This window comes from Psychrobacter sp. van23A, from assembly GCF_030845275.1.
Classification (GTDB): domain Bacteria; phylum Pseudomonadota; class Gammaproteobacteria; order Pseudomonadales; family Moraxellaceae; genus Psychrobacter; species Psychrobacter faecalis.
Genome location: NZ_CP132595.1, coordinates 594,982 through 611,923, shown reverse-complemented (window position 1 = coordinate 611,923; position 16,942 = coordinate 594,982). Strand labels below are relative to the sequence as shown.

Genomic DNA, 16,942 nt, shown 5'->3' with positions numbered 1-16,942 from the left:
ATACCGTAGCGTTTTTAGAATATCTTGACTATACAGGGTGACTGGGATAAATTTTTCATCAGTCAGCAAACATAAAAAAGCCTAGCTTTATAGCTAGGCTTTTGGCATTTTAAAGTAAGATTGGTGTGAATCGCTGAGCCTTATTTAGGCAATAAAACTGTATCAATTACATGAACTACGCCGTTGGTTGCCATCATATCGGTACCAACGATGTTTGCAGTGTTGCCACTGGCATCAGTAATCACGTTAGCATCACTAATAGAGATGGTTTGACCGTTTGCCGTGTCGATAGCGGTACCATAAGGAATATCAGCAGCTTTGACCACCATCGGCACGACATGATACGTCAATACGCTAGTCAACATCTCTTTATCACCGAGCAATTCCTCTTTAGTGACGTTTAGTTTGGTCAACAAAGCAGCAAAGGCATCATCGGTTGGGGCGAATACCGTGTATTGACCTTCTGCCATCATCATGTCATCAAGATCAGCCGCTTGCAGCGCTTCGGTTAGGATGGTTAGATTCTCATTACCAGCAGCCATCTCACCGATACTTTGCGTCGCTGCTGCATCTACAGGCATCGCATCAGTAGACTCAGCCACTGCTTCAGCTGGCATATCTGTGGTGGTTTCTGGTTCAACGGCTACGTCAGTAGTTGCGGCTGGCTCAACTGGCTCAGTAACGGCTTCTTTATCGTTACAGGCCGCCAATGACATAGCAGCGGTAACGACAGCGATAGATAATAAATTCTTTTTTAACATAGGTCATTCCTTTGAAATAACGGGTTTATGGATGGTGTTTTTTGATTTTAGAACGGTTTTAGTTTTGGAACTTTTAAATTTAGATACTGATATAAATACTGATAAATAAAAGCTTCTGAATGAAAATGCCGGTAAATGAGCAAGAAGTTAAGTAATATCACTCGGTGTCTACTATCTTAGCTGATTATTTTTTACTTACTGCTGACTTAGGTAGCAACACTGTATCGATCGCGTATAGCGCCCCATTGCTAGGCTAAAGAGCAATCTTAAGTTTATAACCTAGCAATGGTGATATAGCATTTGAATCTGCCTACTACCTAAGTAGATAATTTGTCGCTCTTTTACTGCTTATTTAAGCAATAAGTTGTTTAAGCGACAGGATTATTTAGGCAGTGGGTTATTTAGGCAGCAACACTCTATCTATCACATGTATCACGCCATTACTCGCCGCGATATCTGTTTTTAAAATCTTGATGGTACGACCATTTTCATCCATCAGTCGGCCTTGTGGCGTAATCACCAGCGTATCATTACTGAGCATGGTGTAATTACCCGGTCTGACGTGTTTTTGATAAACAGGCGTATTGCCTTTGAGCACATGATAGGTCAAGATTTTGGTCAACAATGGCTTATTAGCAAACAGCTCAGCTTTGGTCATGCCGGTTTCTTGTAACGCTTGCACAAAAGCGGTATTGGTCGGAGCCAGTATCGTGTAGCTTGCACTGGTATCGGTCAGCGCGCCTGCTAAACCTGCCGCTTGCAAGGCTTCTACTAACAGTGAGAAATCAGCGTTGCTTTGAGCAATCTGTACCACGTTCATATTGGCAGTTGGTTGGCTGTGCATGGGCGCTGTTGTGACAGGAGTTTTGGTTGGCATCATATTATTACAAGCGCTAAGGCCGGCAATTGAAAGGGCTAAGGTACCAAGAGTGGCGATTTTGATCAGTTTCATAACATTGTCCTTAATGATTGAATGACTACATGGTTTAATAAATGAATAGTTCACTGATTACAATTTATGGATTTTTATTACGGTCTTACGGGCAGATTGTCTTTTCTTAAAATCCTTGCCTATTCCGTTTTTAATTCTTAATTGCTAACCACTCTCAAATAAAAACCATTAACAGTTACTAATAAGCATTGCTTATGAAACGTCAATCCTTCTGAAATTAAATTAACATATCACAAAGCATTATAAACTTGCGTTTAGGCTAATTTTTGTAGCTTGCATGTAAACCAAATCAGTTTAATAAAACCTGGTATAAATAGCTGCTTTATAAATACAAATCAAAGCTTTAGGTAATCCTCTACTGAAATGATATTCATTTGTTCCAAGCGGCGTTATGCAATAGAATTTGTTATAACTGTATTTTTAATTTGGTAGTTTTAATAATGTGCTAACTTTTAATACCATGCTCATTTGGTGCAACGATAATTGGTTATAGTAATCAATTTTTGTTATTTTTAAATACGATGGCGTCAGTGATAGTGCCGAAATGGAATAAGCGGAATAAGCACAATCCCGCGAGTAATAGCCGTTTCGTGCTAGAATAATCTAGATTTGCTTATCGATTTTGAAGCCACCTTTTTATCAATACTATTGTTTTATATAGCCTATTTTATAAGTAGCTAACTTAGTAAGCTCGCCCTAAAAACTTTGAAAGACTTTATCTTCTTCCTTTTCTTATCTTGACTCTAATAAGCAGCGCTCCTATGACTCAAACCACCACCCCACCGACCTGTTCTCATAATCATACTGGTGTCGCCAATACCAATACAGCCAATGCCACCAATGTATTAAGCACGGCTAGTGACTTTATTTTGACGCCGCCTGCTGTATTTCCTTATAAAGCGCAGCAGTTAACCGCGCGCGCACGCCTCACCGAGCAGATGGCGGCGCGAATTATAATGCTAGATGGCGCGATGGGTACCCATATTCAGACCTTTAAGTTAGAGGAAGCCGATTATCGCGGCGAGCGTTTTGCCGATATTGAGCAAGATGTACGCGGTAATAACGATTTGTTGGTGCTCACGCAGCCGCAGATGATTAAAGAGATTCATAGCGCGCACCTAAAAGCAGGTGCCGATATCATTGAAACCAATAGCTTTAACGGTACGCGCCTATCGATGGCCGACTACGACATGCAGCACCTCGTGCCTGAGCTCAATAAAACCGCTGCGAAAATTGCCCGCGAAGCTGCTGATGAATACACCGCTAAGACCCCAGAAAAGCCGCGCTTTGTGGCAGGCGTTATTGGGCCGACGTCGCGCACCTGTTCGTTATCTCCTGACGTCAATGACCCCGCCTTTCGTAATATCACCTTTGATGAGTTGGTGCTTAATTACCGTGAGGCGACGCTGGCCTTGATAGAAGGCGGCGTCGATATTCTATTAATCGAGACCATTTTTGATACGCTAAATGCTAAGGCAGCAATCTTTGCGGTCACGGGCGTGTTTGATGATATTGGTTTTGAATTACCGATTATGATTTCGGGAACGATTACCGATGCCTCAGGTCGGACGCTTTCAGGTCAAACGGCTGAGGCGTTTTATAACTCGATTCGCCATGCTAAGCCCTTATCGGTTGGCTTTAACTGTGCGCTTGGTGCTGATGCGCTGCGTCCGCATATTCAAACGCTGTCAAATATCGCCGATACTTATGTGTCAGCGCATCCAAACGCAGGTTTGCCCAATGAGTTTGGTGAGTACGATGAAACACCAGAGCAAACGGCGGCCCTGCTCGAAGGCTTTGCCAAAGCTGGCATTTTAAATATCGTCGGCGGCTGCTGCGGTACCACGCCTGAGCATATTCGCCTAATTGCGGAGATGGTCGCCAATTACTCACCGCGCGTGATTCCTGAAATACCGCCTGCCTGCCGCTTATCAGGACTTGAGCCATTTACCATTACCCCTGAAAGCTTATTCGTTAACGTCGGTGAGCGTACCAACGTGACGGGTTCGAAAAAATTCCTACGCTTGATTAAAACCGAAGCTTATACCGAAGCACTCGATGTCGCGCGTGACCAAGTCGAGGGCGGCGCACAAATCGTCGATATCAATATGGACGAGGGCATGCTCGACTCCAAGCAAGCGATGATTCACTTCGTCAATTTGGTCTCTGGTGAGCCGGATATCAGCCGCGTGCCCTTGATGATTGACTCATCAAAATGGGACATTATCGAAGAAGGACTTAAACGCATTCAAGGTAAATCCGTCGTCAACTCTATCTCATTAAAAGAAGGTCATGCTGAGTTCGTCGAGCGCGCCAAGCTTTGTATGCGCTATGGCGCAGCGGTCATCGTCATGGCGTTTGATGAGGACGGTCAGGCCGATACCTATGAGCGCAAAATCGAGATTTGTCAGCGCAGTTATGATGTCTTGGTCAATGAAGTCGGCTTCCCTAGCGAGGATATCATTTTTGACCCGAATATCTTTGCGGTTGCGACCGGTATTACCGAGCATAATAATTACGGCGCTGACTTTATCAATGCCACCAAATGGATAACCGATAATTTACCAAACGCCATGGTATCGGGCGGCGTCTCCAACGTGTCTTTTAGTTTCCGTGGCAACCCGATCCGTGAAGCCATCAATTCAGTCTTTCTATACCATGCGATTCAAAACGGCTTAACCATGGGTATCGTTAACCCAGCTATGCTGGAGGTTTATGATGACATTCCGAAGGAAGCTCGCGACGCCATCGAAGATGTGATGCTCAACCGCAATCAAGGCGAAAGCGGTCAAGAGGCGACCGAACGTTTGATGACCATCGCTGAAAGTTATCAAGACGGCGGTAAGAAAAAAGACAGCACCATCGATATGTCATGGCGCGAAGGCACGGTCGAAGAGCGCATTGCCCATGCATTGGTAAAAGGTATCACCACCTTTATAGATGCCGATACCAAAGAGGCGTGGGAGAAATATCCTAAGCCACTAGAAGTCATCGAAGGGCCATTAATGGACGGCATGAATATCGTCGGCGACTTATTTGGCGCGGGTAAAATGTTCTTACCACAAGTGGTAAAATCTGCCCGCGTCATGAAACAATCAGTCGCTTGGCTCAACCCTTATATCGAAGCGGAAAAAGTTGAGGGCGAAAAGAAAGGTAAAATCCTTATGGCGACGGTCAAAGGTGACGTCCATGATATCGGCAAAAACATCGTCGGCGTGGTCCTTGGCTGTAACGGCTATGAAATCCTCGATCTTGGCGTGATGGTACCGTGTGAAAAAATCCTCGATACCGCGCTTGCAGAAGAAGTTGATATCATCGGTTTATCAGGTCTGATCACCCCAAGTCTCGATGAGATGGTCTATGTCGCCAAGCAAATGCAAGAACGCGGCATGACCCTACCCTTGATGATTGGAGGGGCAACAACCTCTAAAGCGCATACGGCAGTAAAAGTCGAACCTCAATACCAAAACGATGCGGTTATTTATGTATCAGACGCTTCACGCTCAGTTGGCGTCGTCACTAAGCTACTATCCAAAGAGCACCGTCAAGGCCTCATCAATGAGACGCGTGAAGAGTACATCAAAGTACGTGAACGTCTCGCTAAACGCCAACCAAAAGCGGCGAAAATCTCTTATGTTGAGTCGATTGAGCTTGGTTTTCAGTACGATTGGGACAACTATGTACCGCCAGTGCCAAATAAGCTAGGTCAAGTCATTCTTGATGATTACCCGATTACCAATATATTGCCTTATATCGACTGGACGCCGTTCTTTATCTCTTGGGGCTTGGCGGGTAAATACCCAAAAATCTTGCAAGATGATGTGGTTGGTGAAGCCGCGCGTGATTTGTTTGATAATGCCAATGACTTGATGCAAAAGATGATTGATGAAAAGTTAATCGTCGCTAAAGGCGTGTTTAAACTCATGCCAGCTAAGCGCACTGGCGCGGATACCGTTACTGTCTATGATAAAGCACCAACTGATGGCGGCACAGCAGAATATCAATTTGAGCATTTGCGTCAACAGTCAGATAAAGCCAGCGGCAAGCCAAACTTTAGCTTGGCAGACTTTATCTCGCCATCAGTTGCGCATACCGATTATCTTGGCGGTTTTACCGTCTCTATCGTTGGCACAGAGGCGCTTGCTGAGCAGTACAAAGCAGCTGGCGACGACTATAATGCCATCATGACCCAAGCCTTATCTGACCGCTTAGCGGAAGCCTTTGCCGAACATTTACATGAGCTCATACGTAAAGAGTACTGGGGTTATCAGGCTGACGAGAATCTAACCAATGACGAGATGATCAAAGAAAAATACGTCGGTATCCGTCCTGCGCCTGGCTACCCTGCTTGCCCTGAGCATACCGAAAAAGGCAAGTTATTTGAGTGGATTGGTACGGGCGATGCTATCGGTACTAAGCTCACCGAAAGCTATGCGATGTGGCCTGCGTCATCGGTCAGTGGTTTCTACTACTCGCATCCTAATAGCGAGTACTTTAACGTCGGTAAAATCAGTACCGATCAGTTAGAAAGCTATGCTGAGCGTAAAGGCTGGGATATGAAAACGGCTGAGAAATGGTTAAATCCGAATTTGTAAAAAAACTCATTTAAATATAACGTTTAATCATACCGTCATACCTCCTATCTCATTTAATAAAGATGCTATAGGAGATGTGGCGGTATTTTTTTATGTCCACTTTCTATCTGCTGACATTCAATACTAACGTTACTTACCGACCTTTTTAAGCTATTAAAACGCATAAATACTTTTTTTGGTTGGATTCACTAAAAATATTTGTTATATTCATAAAAAAACATTTATATATAATAAAAATTAAATACTTTAAAAAAGAAGGGACAAGGACGTCGTTTGTATAGCCGCCAAGATTTTACATTTTTCATTCAAGGAGAGATAAAAAATGAAATCATTTAAATTAGCATTATTAGCCATCACTACTTCTCTGCTCTTACAAGGATGTAATGATGATTCCGATTCCTATCAGCCACCTTCACAGCCACCTGATATTAAATCTGAAATGACAGGACTTTGGACTAGCAATGATACCGAAAGTGATCTTTTGGCTCTAGCTTTCTTCGAAGATGGTTCTTATATTCATGTAGAGGTAGAAAACAAGCCTGAACCTCTATTAAGACAAGCTTTTACAATCCAGTCAGGAAACGTTGCAAATGATGGCATGGAGTGGGGGAAATATACTATAGACAATAAAACAGGAGCATTGAAGGTTAATCAAATTTTCGATGATAATGGTGAAAACGGTCTATCAGAAAACCTGACTCAGTATATTTCAGTATCTGAAGGGATACTTACCATTCAGATTGATGAGAATAATAATGGCGTTATAGATAGCAATGAGTCTTTCAGTTTCTCAAAAGCTAAAAATGACGGATATTTAGGAATTTGGAGAGGCGAGGAAACAGAGGACGAGTTAGAGTCAGTTGCTTTTTTTGAAGATGGTACTTATATTCAGCTTAAAGTTGATGCAGAAAAATCATTAGATAACCCAGAAAACGGTATGGAGTGGGGTAATTATACCGTTGACGCTAACACGGATAGATTGGAAACCAGTCAAATCTTTGATGATAATGGTATCTCAGGATTTTCAGAACCTCTTACACGCTACCTTAAAGCATCTAGTGGCGAACTTACACTTGACGTTGATGAGAATCAGAATGGCGTTATAGATGAAAATGAATCCTTTGATTTTTCGAAAAACAGACCTATTGTAATGCCAACGTCTAAAAAACTTATAGGGCTTTGGGAAAATAAAGATACTAGCAATGATTTATTAGCGTTAGCATTCTTTGATGACGGCACCTATGTTCATATGGAAGTTGACGAAAGGCCACCTTTTGACAACCCTAATAATGAGAAGTCTGGTATGGAATGGGGTAGATTTACTTTAAATGATAAAACAGGAGAATTAAAAGTAAATCAGATTTTCGATAATAATGGCGACACTGGATTATCAGATATTCTTATCCGATACGCTCGAATATCTGGTGACACCCTGACTCTGGAAGTTGATGAAAATAGAAATGGTGCAATAGATAATGATGAGTCTTTTAAATTCGAAAAGGCCAAGTCTGAAAAAATAGTAGGACTTTGGAGAAATAAAGACACTAACAATGAGCTATTGGCATTAGCATTTTTCGATGATGGCACCTATGTTCACATGGAAGTCGACAATGCACCACCTTTCGATAATATGGATAAAGAAATATCCGGTATGGAGTGGGGAAACTATACTATCAATGGCATAACAGGAGCATTAACAGTTAATCAAATACTAGATAACAATGGTAGTACTGGATTGTCAGATGCTCTATCTCGGTATGTAAGAGTAAATGATAAACGACTGACGCTTGAAGTTGATGAAAATAAGAATGGCATCATAGACGATGATGAGTTTTTCCATTTTCAGCGCCAGTAATGATCAAAACCAATTGTAATTTTGAAAGTAAAGTTTAGCCACTTTAATAAGTGGCTAAACTCTTTGAGTCATTAATATTCATTATTTACCTTCCCTCGCCGACACTTTTCAGAACAATAAGTCACCTGCTCCCAATCCCTCTCCCACTTTTTGCGCCACGTAAACGGTCGCTGGCAAACAGGGCAGATTTTTTGCGGTAGGTTTACTTTTTTGTGCGCCATGATATTTACCTTTACATTAAAAATTTTTTACCGACCCCAAATCGGTGAGCGCACAACGCCGCCCGTCTTACTGCTAATCGCGTAGCTTGAATGGCCAGCTAAAGAATGAATCACTAAACTGCTACCATTTTGACCGCTCACTTGCGAAAGCTTTGTGGGATAAACGGCGTACTGTGCAGAAGGCGACAGACGCGCGGGCTCATCAAGTCCTGTCTCAGCTAGATTAATTACTTGCCCTGTCACAAGTGTCATTACCGCCGCCTTACGACCATTAAGATAGGCTAAATACTGTCCATCCAAGCTCAGTTGCGGACTGGCCGCATAGCCTGCGGTCGGTATCAATGTCGCCTTACCGGTAGCAAAGTGATAACGATAAATACTGGGACGACCAGCGCGGACTTTATCGCTGGTATAAACAAAGCTTTGCCCATCGTTTGCATAGCTTGGCTGCACTTCTGTGCTCGGTAAGGTTGTGAGCTGTTTGGTATGCCCGTCACTTAAGCGCATCTCATAGATATCAGCATTGCCGCCGACGGTTGAGCTATAAAGCAGTTTTTGCCCATTAGGTGAAAATGATGCTGATAAGTTACTGCCCTCAGTATTGACGATTAAATTTTGGGTGTTGCTGTTGCGATCATAAGTATAAATCTTGGGAGACTGGCGCGCGACTTGTTTGCTATAGACGATCATTTGACCATCCGCAGACCACGCTGGCGCATAAATATAACCATTCAACTGATCTATCAATTGGCGGTCGCTACCATCAGGACGAATGCTATATAGCGTTGATATCTTTGCTGCGCCTGCTCCCTGCTCTTCGACATAAGCGATGCGCCCTTGCCGATCTATCGCTGGCATGCGCGCCGTTAGAGGATTACTCGCACTTGTATCAATAGGTGTTTTGGTTGCATGATTCGCTTTAGCCATCGTACTTGGCAACGTTTGACAGCCCGTTAATAGACCAAAAGCCGTTATCGCCGTGATGCCAGTTATTGTGCGTAGGTTGACAGTTGATTTTTCTCCAAATATTTCTAACATAAATGACATCCAATAAAATGCTGATAAATACAAAATGAGAGTTTTGATAAGGTTAAAAAGTTGATGGCATAAGAAATATCTTAATGGCTTAAACATTTGACCTTAGCGACTTATGACAGTGTAGCGGAAAGCGTCACGAATTTTAGATAAAAAAAATGCCCCACTGTTTAGTGAGGCATTTTTAAATGGTCAGATTTTAAAACGTTTATATTAAACGATTAACTTATTTAGAAACGGCTTTAAAATGAGCCACTTGATTGCTATTAGTAATCGTCAAGATAGGTGTGTTATTGGCATTCTTATTAATGCTATATTTACCTTGTACCGTTGCAAGTGTCGCTGTATCAAAGCTGGCTTGTGGCTCAGGGCACGCCATCATTGTTGATAAAACATTACCGAGTACGACATTGCCATTTACCACACTATAGTTGGCACCCATATTATTGCAGGTATTGATAAAGCTCACGCGGTCATTACCGTTATCTTTAAAAAAATTAAGCGTCAATGGTTTGCTTGGATCAAAGAATAATTGGCTAACTTTGTCGCCATTAGTGCGCTTAGCATCGACAAGCTGCCAGTTATACGCTTGTAGGGCGTCAACAGTAATTGGCTGGGTCACAGGCGCGGTCACGCTAGGTGTGGTTTGGCAGCCAGCAGCAGCAAGTGTACCAACCGCAAGGGTAGCAGCCATCATCATTTTAGTCATGTTTTTCATATAAACTCCTAGAGGTTTCAAATATAAAAATAAGAGTGCAAAGGTAAAAAAATATTGTTTTTATCATATTAAGCAGCATTTTCTCAGGTTAATGTGCTCTGCTTAATGTGTTTTTATCGTTAGTCTAAACAGTGAGGTTATTATGCCCATTTTTCATAAGCCTGTCATGATAGATTGAGTACCAATTACCGCTATATTTGTTCTACTTTATAGCTTTTTTGCTAACATACCTTGTTACAATACCTATTCCCTGCTAGCACTTTAGCTAATAACACTATTTAGAGTGCTGATAATTCAATTTCACCGTTAAATACTTTTTATTTTTACCTAAAAATTAACATCGGATTTAATTGGGAGTTGCAGCCTTTTGTTGTTGCAAAGCGGCATAACCTGCCAAACGTTTGCGTTCAGTCTCATTAAATAATTGCTGCTCCATTTGACTGATTCGGGCTTGCGCTTGCGTTTTATCAGCGCTTTGACTTAGTAGCTGCTGTTTTTGAGCTTGATACTGCTTAAAACGCTGATCAAAATGAGCATCTTGTTGATCGACCTGCGCAAGCCTTGCTGCTGCTGGCGCGCCAACCAACTCACGACGCATATTATATAACTCTTCAGCCGTTGCACCCATTGCTTGCAGCTGCTCTGTACGACTAAGTAACTCCTCCAGATTCGCCTGCTGAGCGATGTTGGCTTTGGTCGCATTATTGGGCATCCGGCTAATATAATCTTGCTTTGCCGCTTTTTTTTGGGCGTCAGACATTTGCTTATCTTGGTTAATTTTGACCATCGCCATACTATAATCATCATATTCATCTTCTGCGCCAAAAAAGGCGGTGATAGTATTTTTATCAAAATACTGCTGGCGTAATTTGGCAACATCTTGCTGCTGCTGCGCCACCACACTTAAATCCAGCTCGCCATTTTTGGTCGCCTGTAGTTGCAGATTGCCATAACGGCTTTCTATTGCAGGAATCGCTTTAAGATAGGCGATGTACTGGTCAAATATCTTCATCGCTTGGCTGGCGGCAGGCTCTGGCGTATGACTGCGGATATAACTCTCCACCCGCGCATAAACAACCGCTTCGTCCTCTTCGCCTAGCGCTGACAGAAAATAATCAAATAAACGCCGTAGCCCTTCGGTGACGACCAGCTGTTTATTTTCATCAATGATAATCTCTCCATCGACCTCCGTTCCTTGCAAGGAGCGCGGTAAATTCTCAAGACCCGTCGTAAATTGAGAAGCGTCTTGCTTAGCGAACGTGCCAACATTATTATTAACATTCGCCTCGTCTATGATGCTGACATTGGCTTGGCTATTCAGCGCCGTAGACTCTGTTTGAGAAAAAGGTTTGCGAGCATTATCGGGCTTAAACCACCAAATAATCGCCACAACTAAAATGATTATCACGGCGATAATGATGAGCAAAAATGGTGAACGGCGCTTAGTTGGCATAACGACACTATCTTATTTAATCAAGCGGTTTATAAGGAATTTACTATTCATAAAATGGGGCAAAATAAAAGGGCCCGTTACATAGTGACCCTTTTAGGCAAAAGCGGTTTATTTGCTAATTTACATTTAAGCCTTAATAATTAAATTTAATTACTAAATTTAGAAATTGGTTTTATAAATTGGCATTTTTTAAACGGTTAACCTGTTCGCGATAAACAGTTTTAGGATTAGGTTGTCCCCATGCGACCAAGCCTAATAGTTGATTGACCGAATCCATATGATTCATTTTGTAATCATCGCGGATGACATGACCTAGACGGCTTGAACAAGCAGAAACCAACCCATCATTTGGGTCATTTTTAAATACTTGTGAGGTCGCTAATAACACATAATCCATCGGGTCTAGCGCATTGGTTACTTGCCCGACACCACTGAATGAATAGTAGTTGATACCGTTTACCTTGGTATCTTTTGGTTGACCACAATAGCTTGAAGGCATGGCCGCTGGGAACTCGCGGTTAAAATCCGCCATATAGTCAGTTGATAAGGCGGTAACCGCACCAAACCCGTCTTGCTCTTGCAGCTTATCGATAGGGATGCCAGCGTTTAAATCCATAAAATTACCTAAGAAACCAAACAAGGTAAGCGCGGCTTTGGTAGCAGTATTATACTCACCATTGACTCTGTCATTATCAATCTGCTCAACCACCCAATCGGCTAATGCCGCCCCTTGCTCTGGGCTGGCAACTGCCGTCACTGACGCCACATACTTTGGCTCAACAGCAGCAACATAACGAATATCATGCCCGCCATGACTATGCCCGATTAAGTTCACCTTGGGGCTACCAGATATCGCGCTAATGGTTTTTACTTGCTGTAGTAGCTGCTCGCCGCGCACTCGGCTATCATTAAAAGAAGAGGTCTTGGTCGCGTAGACTTTTGAGCCGCCACTCATCAGGGTTTGCGGAATGCCATAAAAGTAATCGACACCGAGTAGCTTGGTAAAGCCGACCAGACCATGAGTCATGACAATGGGATATTTGGTATCAGTATGTTTTGAGGTGAAAAATTTGCTATCGACCATTTTACAGCCGGTGGCATTGGCGCAATTATAAAATTGTCCCGCTGCTTGAGCAGAAGTGGTTTGTAAGGTCATGAGGAGCACACCGACAGCAATAGCGCCAAGTGAAGGTAGAAAGGCGCTGGGCATTATGGCAGCGCGCAGGCGAGATTTTAGAGTCATAACAACTTCCTTGTTATTGTAAAATAAAAGTGTGAAGCCATTTTTATGCGGCTTATCTTTAACGTTTATTCTTCTTTAACGTTTAGCTATTGCATCCTGCACTAAGCGCTAAAAATCGTTGCCAATTCATTTAGCAAACAAAATTACAATACTTCTATCATCTACAACATTCAACTGCTTTTTGACATATGTGTCATATTTCCATGACTTTATAGTCACGTATCTACATATAAATAAGCTGAGACAGTTAATATCACTATAACGCTAGGCTTGATAAATGCGTACAAAGTTGCTAAGGGTTAGCAGAACAGCGACGCTTGCATTTATGGTATAATTGCCTACCTAAATTCTATAACTATAAGTACGACTATGATGACCAAAAAATCCCTTATCCAATCTCCTGAAGCCATAGAAAAAATGCGCGTGGCCGGTAAACTTGCCAGCGATGTGCTTGTAATGCTCGATGAGCACGTCAAAGTTGGCGTCAGTACCGAAGCATTGAACCAAATCGCTCACGATTATATCGTTAATGTGCAAGAAGCGATTCCTGCGCCCCTTAACTATAATGGCTTCCCAAAATCTATCTGTACCTCTGTCAACCATGTGGTTTGTCACGGTATTCCAACCGACAATAAACTACTAAAAGATGGCGATATCATCAATATTGATGTCACGGTTATCAAAGATGGCTATTACGGCGATACTTCGAAAATGTGGATTGTCGGCAATGGCTCTATCATGGCGCAGCGTATTTGCAAAGTGGCACAAGAAGCCCTTTATGCCGGTATGAGCGTGGTCAAAAATGGCGCGCGCTTAGGCGATGTCGGTGCGGCTATTCAAGAAGTGGTCGAGCCTGAGCGCTTTAGTATCGTGCGCGAGTTCTGTGGTCACGGTATTAGTAATGAATTCCATCACGAGCCGCAAGTCATGCACTATGGTAAAAAAGGCACAGGCTTTGAGCTAAAAACCGGTATGACTTTTACCATTGAGCCGATGATTAACCAAGGCACGTGGCAGACCAAAATTTTACCGGACGAATGGACGGCGATTACTAAAGACCGCAAGCTGTCAGCACAGTGGGAACATACCATGGTGGTGACGGACAATGGCTGTGAAGTCTTTACTACGCGCCCCGAAGAAGACTTAAGCTTTTTGACCCAGTAATACTTAAAAAGATCGCCTAGGCGGTCTTTTTTTTGCCTGAAAATTCAGGCATATTGGCGGTGCTATTTTTTGTTTTTCAGCGTGATATTTGCATTCACCCATTTTTTTAGCGCCTCTATTTACAACCTCTTAATCGGATACCCTTCATGTTTACTTGTGATGTCGCGACCATTGATTTGACGCCTATGCCTCTATTATCAGACCATAGCACTACAACCGATAGCGCGACGTCGCTCAGTAATCGCGAGCAAAATATTTCTAAGCACAGTATTTCTAAGCACAGTATTTCCGAACAGAGTATTGCTGAATGGCTGATTCAAATCAATGACGATATCAGCCGCGAGCTCGAACGCGGCGTCAATATCCGCCAATTGGTAGCGGCTCGTGCCTGTGTCATCGATGAGTTACTCATTGCGTTGTTCAAATGGTTTGAGCTTGATAAAACGGACTTAGCATTATTTGCCACTGGCGGTTATGGCCGCGGTGAGCTGTCGTTATATTCAGATGTCGATATTTTGCTGCTAACGCCAGACGAGATTGCGGCTGATAATAAAGAGAAAATCGATAATTTAGTGGCACTATTGTGGGATATTGGACTTGAGCCTGCCCTATCGGTGCGCAGCGTCAGCGAATGCTTGGAGGCGGCGCTCGACCACACCGTTGCCAGTACTTTACTAGAGGCGCGGTTGTTAGTCGGCAATGAAGCATTGCAAGATGTGCCCCATAGAATCGTCAATACCCAGTGGTCGCCACGTGATTTTTATGAGGTGAAAATCGCTGAAGCAAAAGCGCGTTATTTGCAGCACAATGCCACCGAGTACAATCTTGAGCCTAACATTAAAACGGCGCCCGGTGGTCTGCGTGACATTCATATTATTGGTTGGGTGACCAAACGCTACTTTCGCGTCAGTAAGCTTTATGACCTGGTGCAGCAAAACTTTTTGACCGAAAAAGAGTTTGATGAGCTTAACTTTGCCGAAGGTTATTTATGGCAAATCCGCCATTATTTGCATGAGCTGACTGGGCGCAATGAAAACAAGCTGCTATTTGATTATCAGCGTGAAATTGCGCAAATGATGGGCTATGAGACGCAGCCTGACGACCAACCAAATGCTGCCGTTGAGCGCTTTATGCGCGATTATTATCGCTGTGCCATGCAGATATCGACGCTATCTGAGATGCTGACCAATCATTATTATGAGACCATTATCGAGCCGCAACTGCCGGATGAAGAACGACCAAAAAAACATCCGATTAACGCCCGCTTTAACCGAGTCGGCGAACAGATTGCAATATCGCATCATCGCGTCTTTGCTCAGCACCCTGAGGCGATTTTAGAGATGTTTTTGCTGATGGGTCAATACGGTATCAAAAACGTCCGTACCCATACCTTGCGTGCGTTAAAAATAGCGGCGCGCGGCATCGATCAAGCGTATAGAGACAACCCGTCGCATCAAGCGCTATTTTTAGCCAATTTAAAAGAGCAAAATTATTTATTTCATCGCCTGCGTACCATGAATCGTTACGGCGTTTTGGGCAGCTATATCCCAGCTTTTGCGCAAGTAACGGGGCTGATGCAGTACGATTTATTTCATCGTTATACCGTTGATGCGCATACGTTATTTTTGATTCGTATTTTGCACCGCTTTACCGATCCGCGCTTTTTTGAGGACTTTCCACTGGTCAGCTCTATCTTTCAGCGTATCGAGCGCAAAGAGATTTTGGTGCTGGCGGCGATGTTTCATGATATCGCTAAAGGCCGCGGCGGTAATCATAGCCAGCTTGGCGAAACAGAAGCGATTGAGTTTTGTCTTGCTCATGGCATGAGTACTGCGGACGCGCATTTGGTCGGCTGGTTGACCCGCTATCATTTGCTGATGTCGATGACAGCGCAGAAAAAGGACATCTCAGACCCAGAAGTGGTGACGCTATTTGCCGATTTAGTCGGAAATGTCACCCATTTAAACCATCTGTATGTGCTGACGGTCGCCGATATGAATGCCACCAATCCCCAGCTTTGGAACAGCTGGCGCGCAACCTTGATGAAGCAGCTGTATTCACAAACACGGCGTATCCTGCGCGCTGATATTGACGCCCCAACCAACCGCCAAGATATGATTAAAGCCACGCGCAAACAGGCGCTGGCGATGCTTGATAATGTCGATAATCAGCACATGAATCGCGAAGAGGTTTTAAGGTTATGGGATGACTTGGGCGATGAGTATTTTTTGCGCGAGATCGCAGAAGATATCTTGTGGCATACTGAAGCCATCTTAAACCATCCGCCCATCGGCCGCGCCTCCGATGCCAATAGTCAGCCCTTGGTCGTGTTACGTGAGCATCGCGAGCTGGCACTTGATGCGGTGCAAGTGTTTGTTTATACCCAAGATCAGGTCAATTTATTTGCCGTTACCATGGCGGTATTTGACCAAATGAATCTCGATGTTTTGGATGCCCGCATCATTACCGCAACGCGTGATTTTGCCTTAGATTCCTACGTGCTGCTCGACCGCAGCGGCACGTTATTGGTCGATACAGACAGCCAACAAGAGCTTAAACAGCGCTTAATCGACGCCTTTAAAAATCCGACGGTGCCCAAGCTTACCAATAGAAAAATGCCGCGCCAGTTGCGACATTTCGATGTTGCTACGACGATTCACTTTGAGTTTAATGAAGCCTCAAATCAGCATATCATGAGCTTAGAGACGCTTGATCAACCAGGCTTACTGGCCCGCGTTGGTCAGGTGTTTTTACAACAACAAATTGAAGTGCATGCCGCCCGTATTACCACGTTAGGCGAGCGCGCAGAAGATATGTTTTATATCAGCGATCAAAACGATCAGGCATTGTCGGCGGATAAACTTGAGACATTGAAGGCGGCATTGATAGCAAGCCTGAGCATTCGTAACGATGGTTAATTGCTATATAGCTGCTTATGTTAGAAG

Annotated in this window: 11 protein-coding genes; 4 read left to right on the top strand and 7 right to left on the bottom strand. The window is 43.5% G+C overall.

What is annotated here, in order from left to right; translation table 11 throughout:
* Nucleotides 1-140: 140 nt before the first annotated feature.
* Together RAH45_RS02665 and RAH45_RS02660 are read right to left on the bottom strand one after the other, a co-directional pair.
* Entirely contained in the window at nucleotides 141-761 is a 621-nt protein-coding gene (locus RAH45_RS02665; RefSeq protein ID WP_068408547.1) for a fasciclin domain-containing protein, read from the bottom strand.
* 397 nt (nucleotides 762-1,158) lie between these two features.
* Nucleotides 1,159-1,713 carry a fasciclin domain-containing protein gene (locus RAH45_RS02660; protein WP_068408549.1) on the bottom strand — a complete coding sequence of 185 codons (555 nt, stop codon included), beginning with the start codon at nucleotides 1,711-1,713 and terminating at the stop codon, nucleotides 1,159-1,161.
* 938 nt (nucleotides 1,714-2,651) lie between these two features.
* On the opposite strand from RAH45_RS02660, the gene metH reads away from it, so the two are divergent.
* Nucleotides 2,652-6,308 carry a methionine synthase gene (metH, locus tag RAH45_RS02655; RefSeq protein ID WP_373429180.1) on the top strand — a complete coding sequence of 1,219 codons (3,657 nt, stop codon included), beginning with the start codon at nucleotides 2,652-2,654 and terminating at the stop codon, nucleotides 6,306-6,308.
* A 322-nt stretch (nucleotides 6,309-6,630) separates the two neighbouring features.
* Nucleotides 6,631-8,163: a hypothetical protein gene (locus tag RAH45_RS02650; protein ID WP_191691660.1), complete on the top strand. Its 1,533-nt coding sequence runs from the start codon at nucleotides 6,631-6,633 to the stop codon at nucleotides 8,161-8,163.
* Between the two features lie 71 nt (nucleotides 8,164-8,234).
* Here the strand turns inward: RAH45_RS02650 and RAH45_RS02645 are convergent, their stop codons facing one another.
* From RAH45_RS02645 to RAH45_RS02625, 5 genes are all read right to left on the bottom strand, one after another.
* Entirely contained in the window at nucleotides 8,235-8,384 is a 150-nt protein-coding gene (locus RAH45_RS02645) for a DUF2256 domain-containing protein (RefSeq protein WP_082894404.1), read from the bottom strand.
* Between the two features lie 27 nt (nucleotides 8,385-8,411).
* A complete protein-coding gene (locus RAH45_RS02640) occupies nucleotides 8,412-9,422 on the bottom strand; it encodes a beta-propeller domain-containing protein (protein ID WP_191691658.1) in 1,011 nt (336 codons plus the stop codon).
* Between the two features lie 223 nt (nucleotides 9,423-9,645).
* The gene (locus RAH45_RS02635) at nucleotides 9,646-10,137 is read right to left on the bottom strand and encodes an META domain-containing protein (RefSeq protein ID WP_068408557.1); all 492 of its coding nucleotides are present in this window, start codon (nucleotides 10,135-10,137) and stop codon (nucleotides 9,646-9,648) included.
* 346 nt (nucleotides 10,138-10,483) lie between these two features.
* Complete coding sequence (locus RAH45_RS02630; RefSeq protein WP_068406695.1) at nucleotides 10,484-11,590, bottom strand: lipase secretion chaperone; 1,107 nt, start codon at nucleotides 11,588-11,590, stop codon at nucleotides 10,484-10,486.
* Between the two features lie 172 nt (nucleotides 11,591-11,762).
* Nucleotides 11,763-12,833 carry a lipase family alpha/beta hydrolase gene (locus RAH45_RS02625; RefSeq protein ID WP_068406697.1) on the bottom strand — a complete coding sequence of 357 codons (1,071 nt, stop codon included), beginning with the start codon at nucleotides 12,831-12,833 and terminating at the stop codon, nucleotides 11,763-11,765.
* 372 nt (nucleotides 12,834-13,205) lie between these two features.
* Between RAH45_RS02625 and map the strand changes: the two genes are divergently transcribed.
* Entirely contained in the window at nucleotides 13,206-13,997 is a 792-nt protein-coding gene (gene map, locus RAH45_RS02620) for a type I methionyl aminopeptidase (protein ID WP_369811258.1), read from the top strand.
* Between the two features lie 146 nt (nucleotides 13,998-14,143).
* A complete protein-coding gene (gene glnD, locus RAH45_RS02615) occupies nucleotides 14,144-16,915 on the top strand; it encodes a [protein-PII] uridylyltransferase (protein WP_068406703.1) in 2,772 nt (923 codons plus the stop codon).
* The last annotated feature ends 27 nt before the right edge of the window (nucleotides 16,916-16,942 follow it).

Coding starts and splice junctions, on each gene's coding strand:
- RAH45_RS02665 (WP_068408547.1), bottom strand. CDS start 761: ATGTTAAAAAAGAATTTATTATCTATCGCTGTCGTTACCGCTGCTATG.
- RAH45_RS02660 (WP_068408549.1), bottom strand. CDS start 1,713: ATGAAACTGATCAAAATCGCCACTCTTGGTACCTTAGCCCTTTCAATT.
- metH (WP_373429180.1), top strand. CDS start 2,652: ATGGCGGCGCGAATTATAATGCTAGATGGCGCGATGGGTACCCATATT.
- RAH45_RS02650 (WP_191691660.1), top strand. CDS start 6,631: ATGAAATCATTTAAATTAGCATTATTAGCCATCACTACTTCTCTGCTC.
- RAH45_RS02645 (WP_082894404.1), bottom strand. CDS start 8,384: ATGGCGCACAAAAAAGTAAACCTACCGCAAAAAATCTGCCCTGTTTGC.
- RAH45_RS02640 (WP_191691658.1), bottom strand. CDS start 9,422: ATGTTAGAAATATTTGGAGAAAAATCAACTGTCAACCTACGCACAATA.
- RAH45_RS02635 (WP_068408557.1), bottom strand. CDS start 10,137: ATGAAAAACATGACTAAAATGATGATGGCTGCTACCCTTGCGGTTGGT.
- RAH45_RS02630 (WP_068406695.1), bottom strand. CDS start 11,590: ATGCCAACTAAGCGCCGTTCACCATTTTTGCTCATCATTATCGCCGTG.
- RAH45_RS02625 (WP_068406697.1), bottom strand. CDS start 12,833: ATGACTCTAAAATCTCGCCTGCGCGCTGCCATAATGCCCAGCGCCTTT.
- map (WP_369811258.1), top strand. CDS start 13,206: ATGACCAAAAAATCCCTTATCCAATCTCCTGAAGCCATAGAAAAAATG.
- glnD (WP_068406703.1), top strand. CDS start 14,144: ATGTTTACTTGTGATGTCGCGACCATTGATTTGACGCCTATGCCTCTA.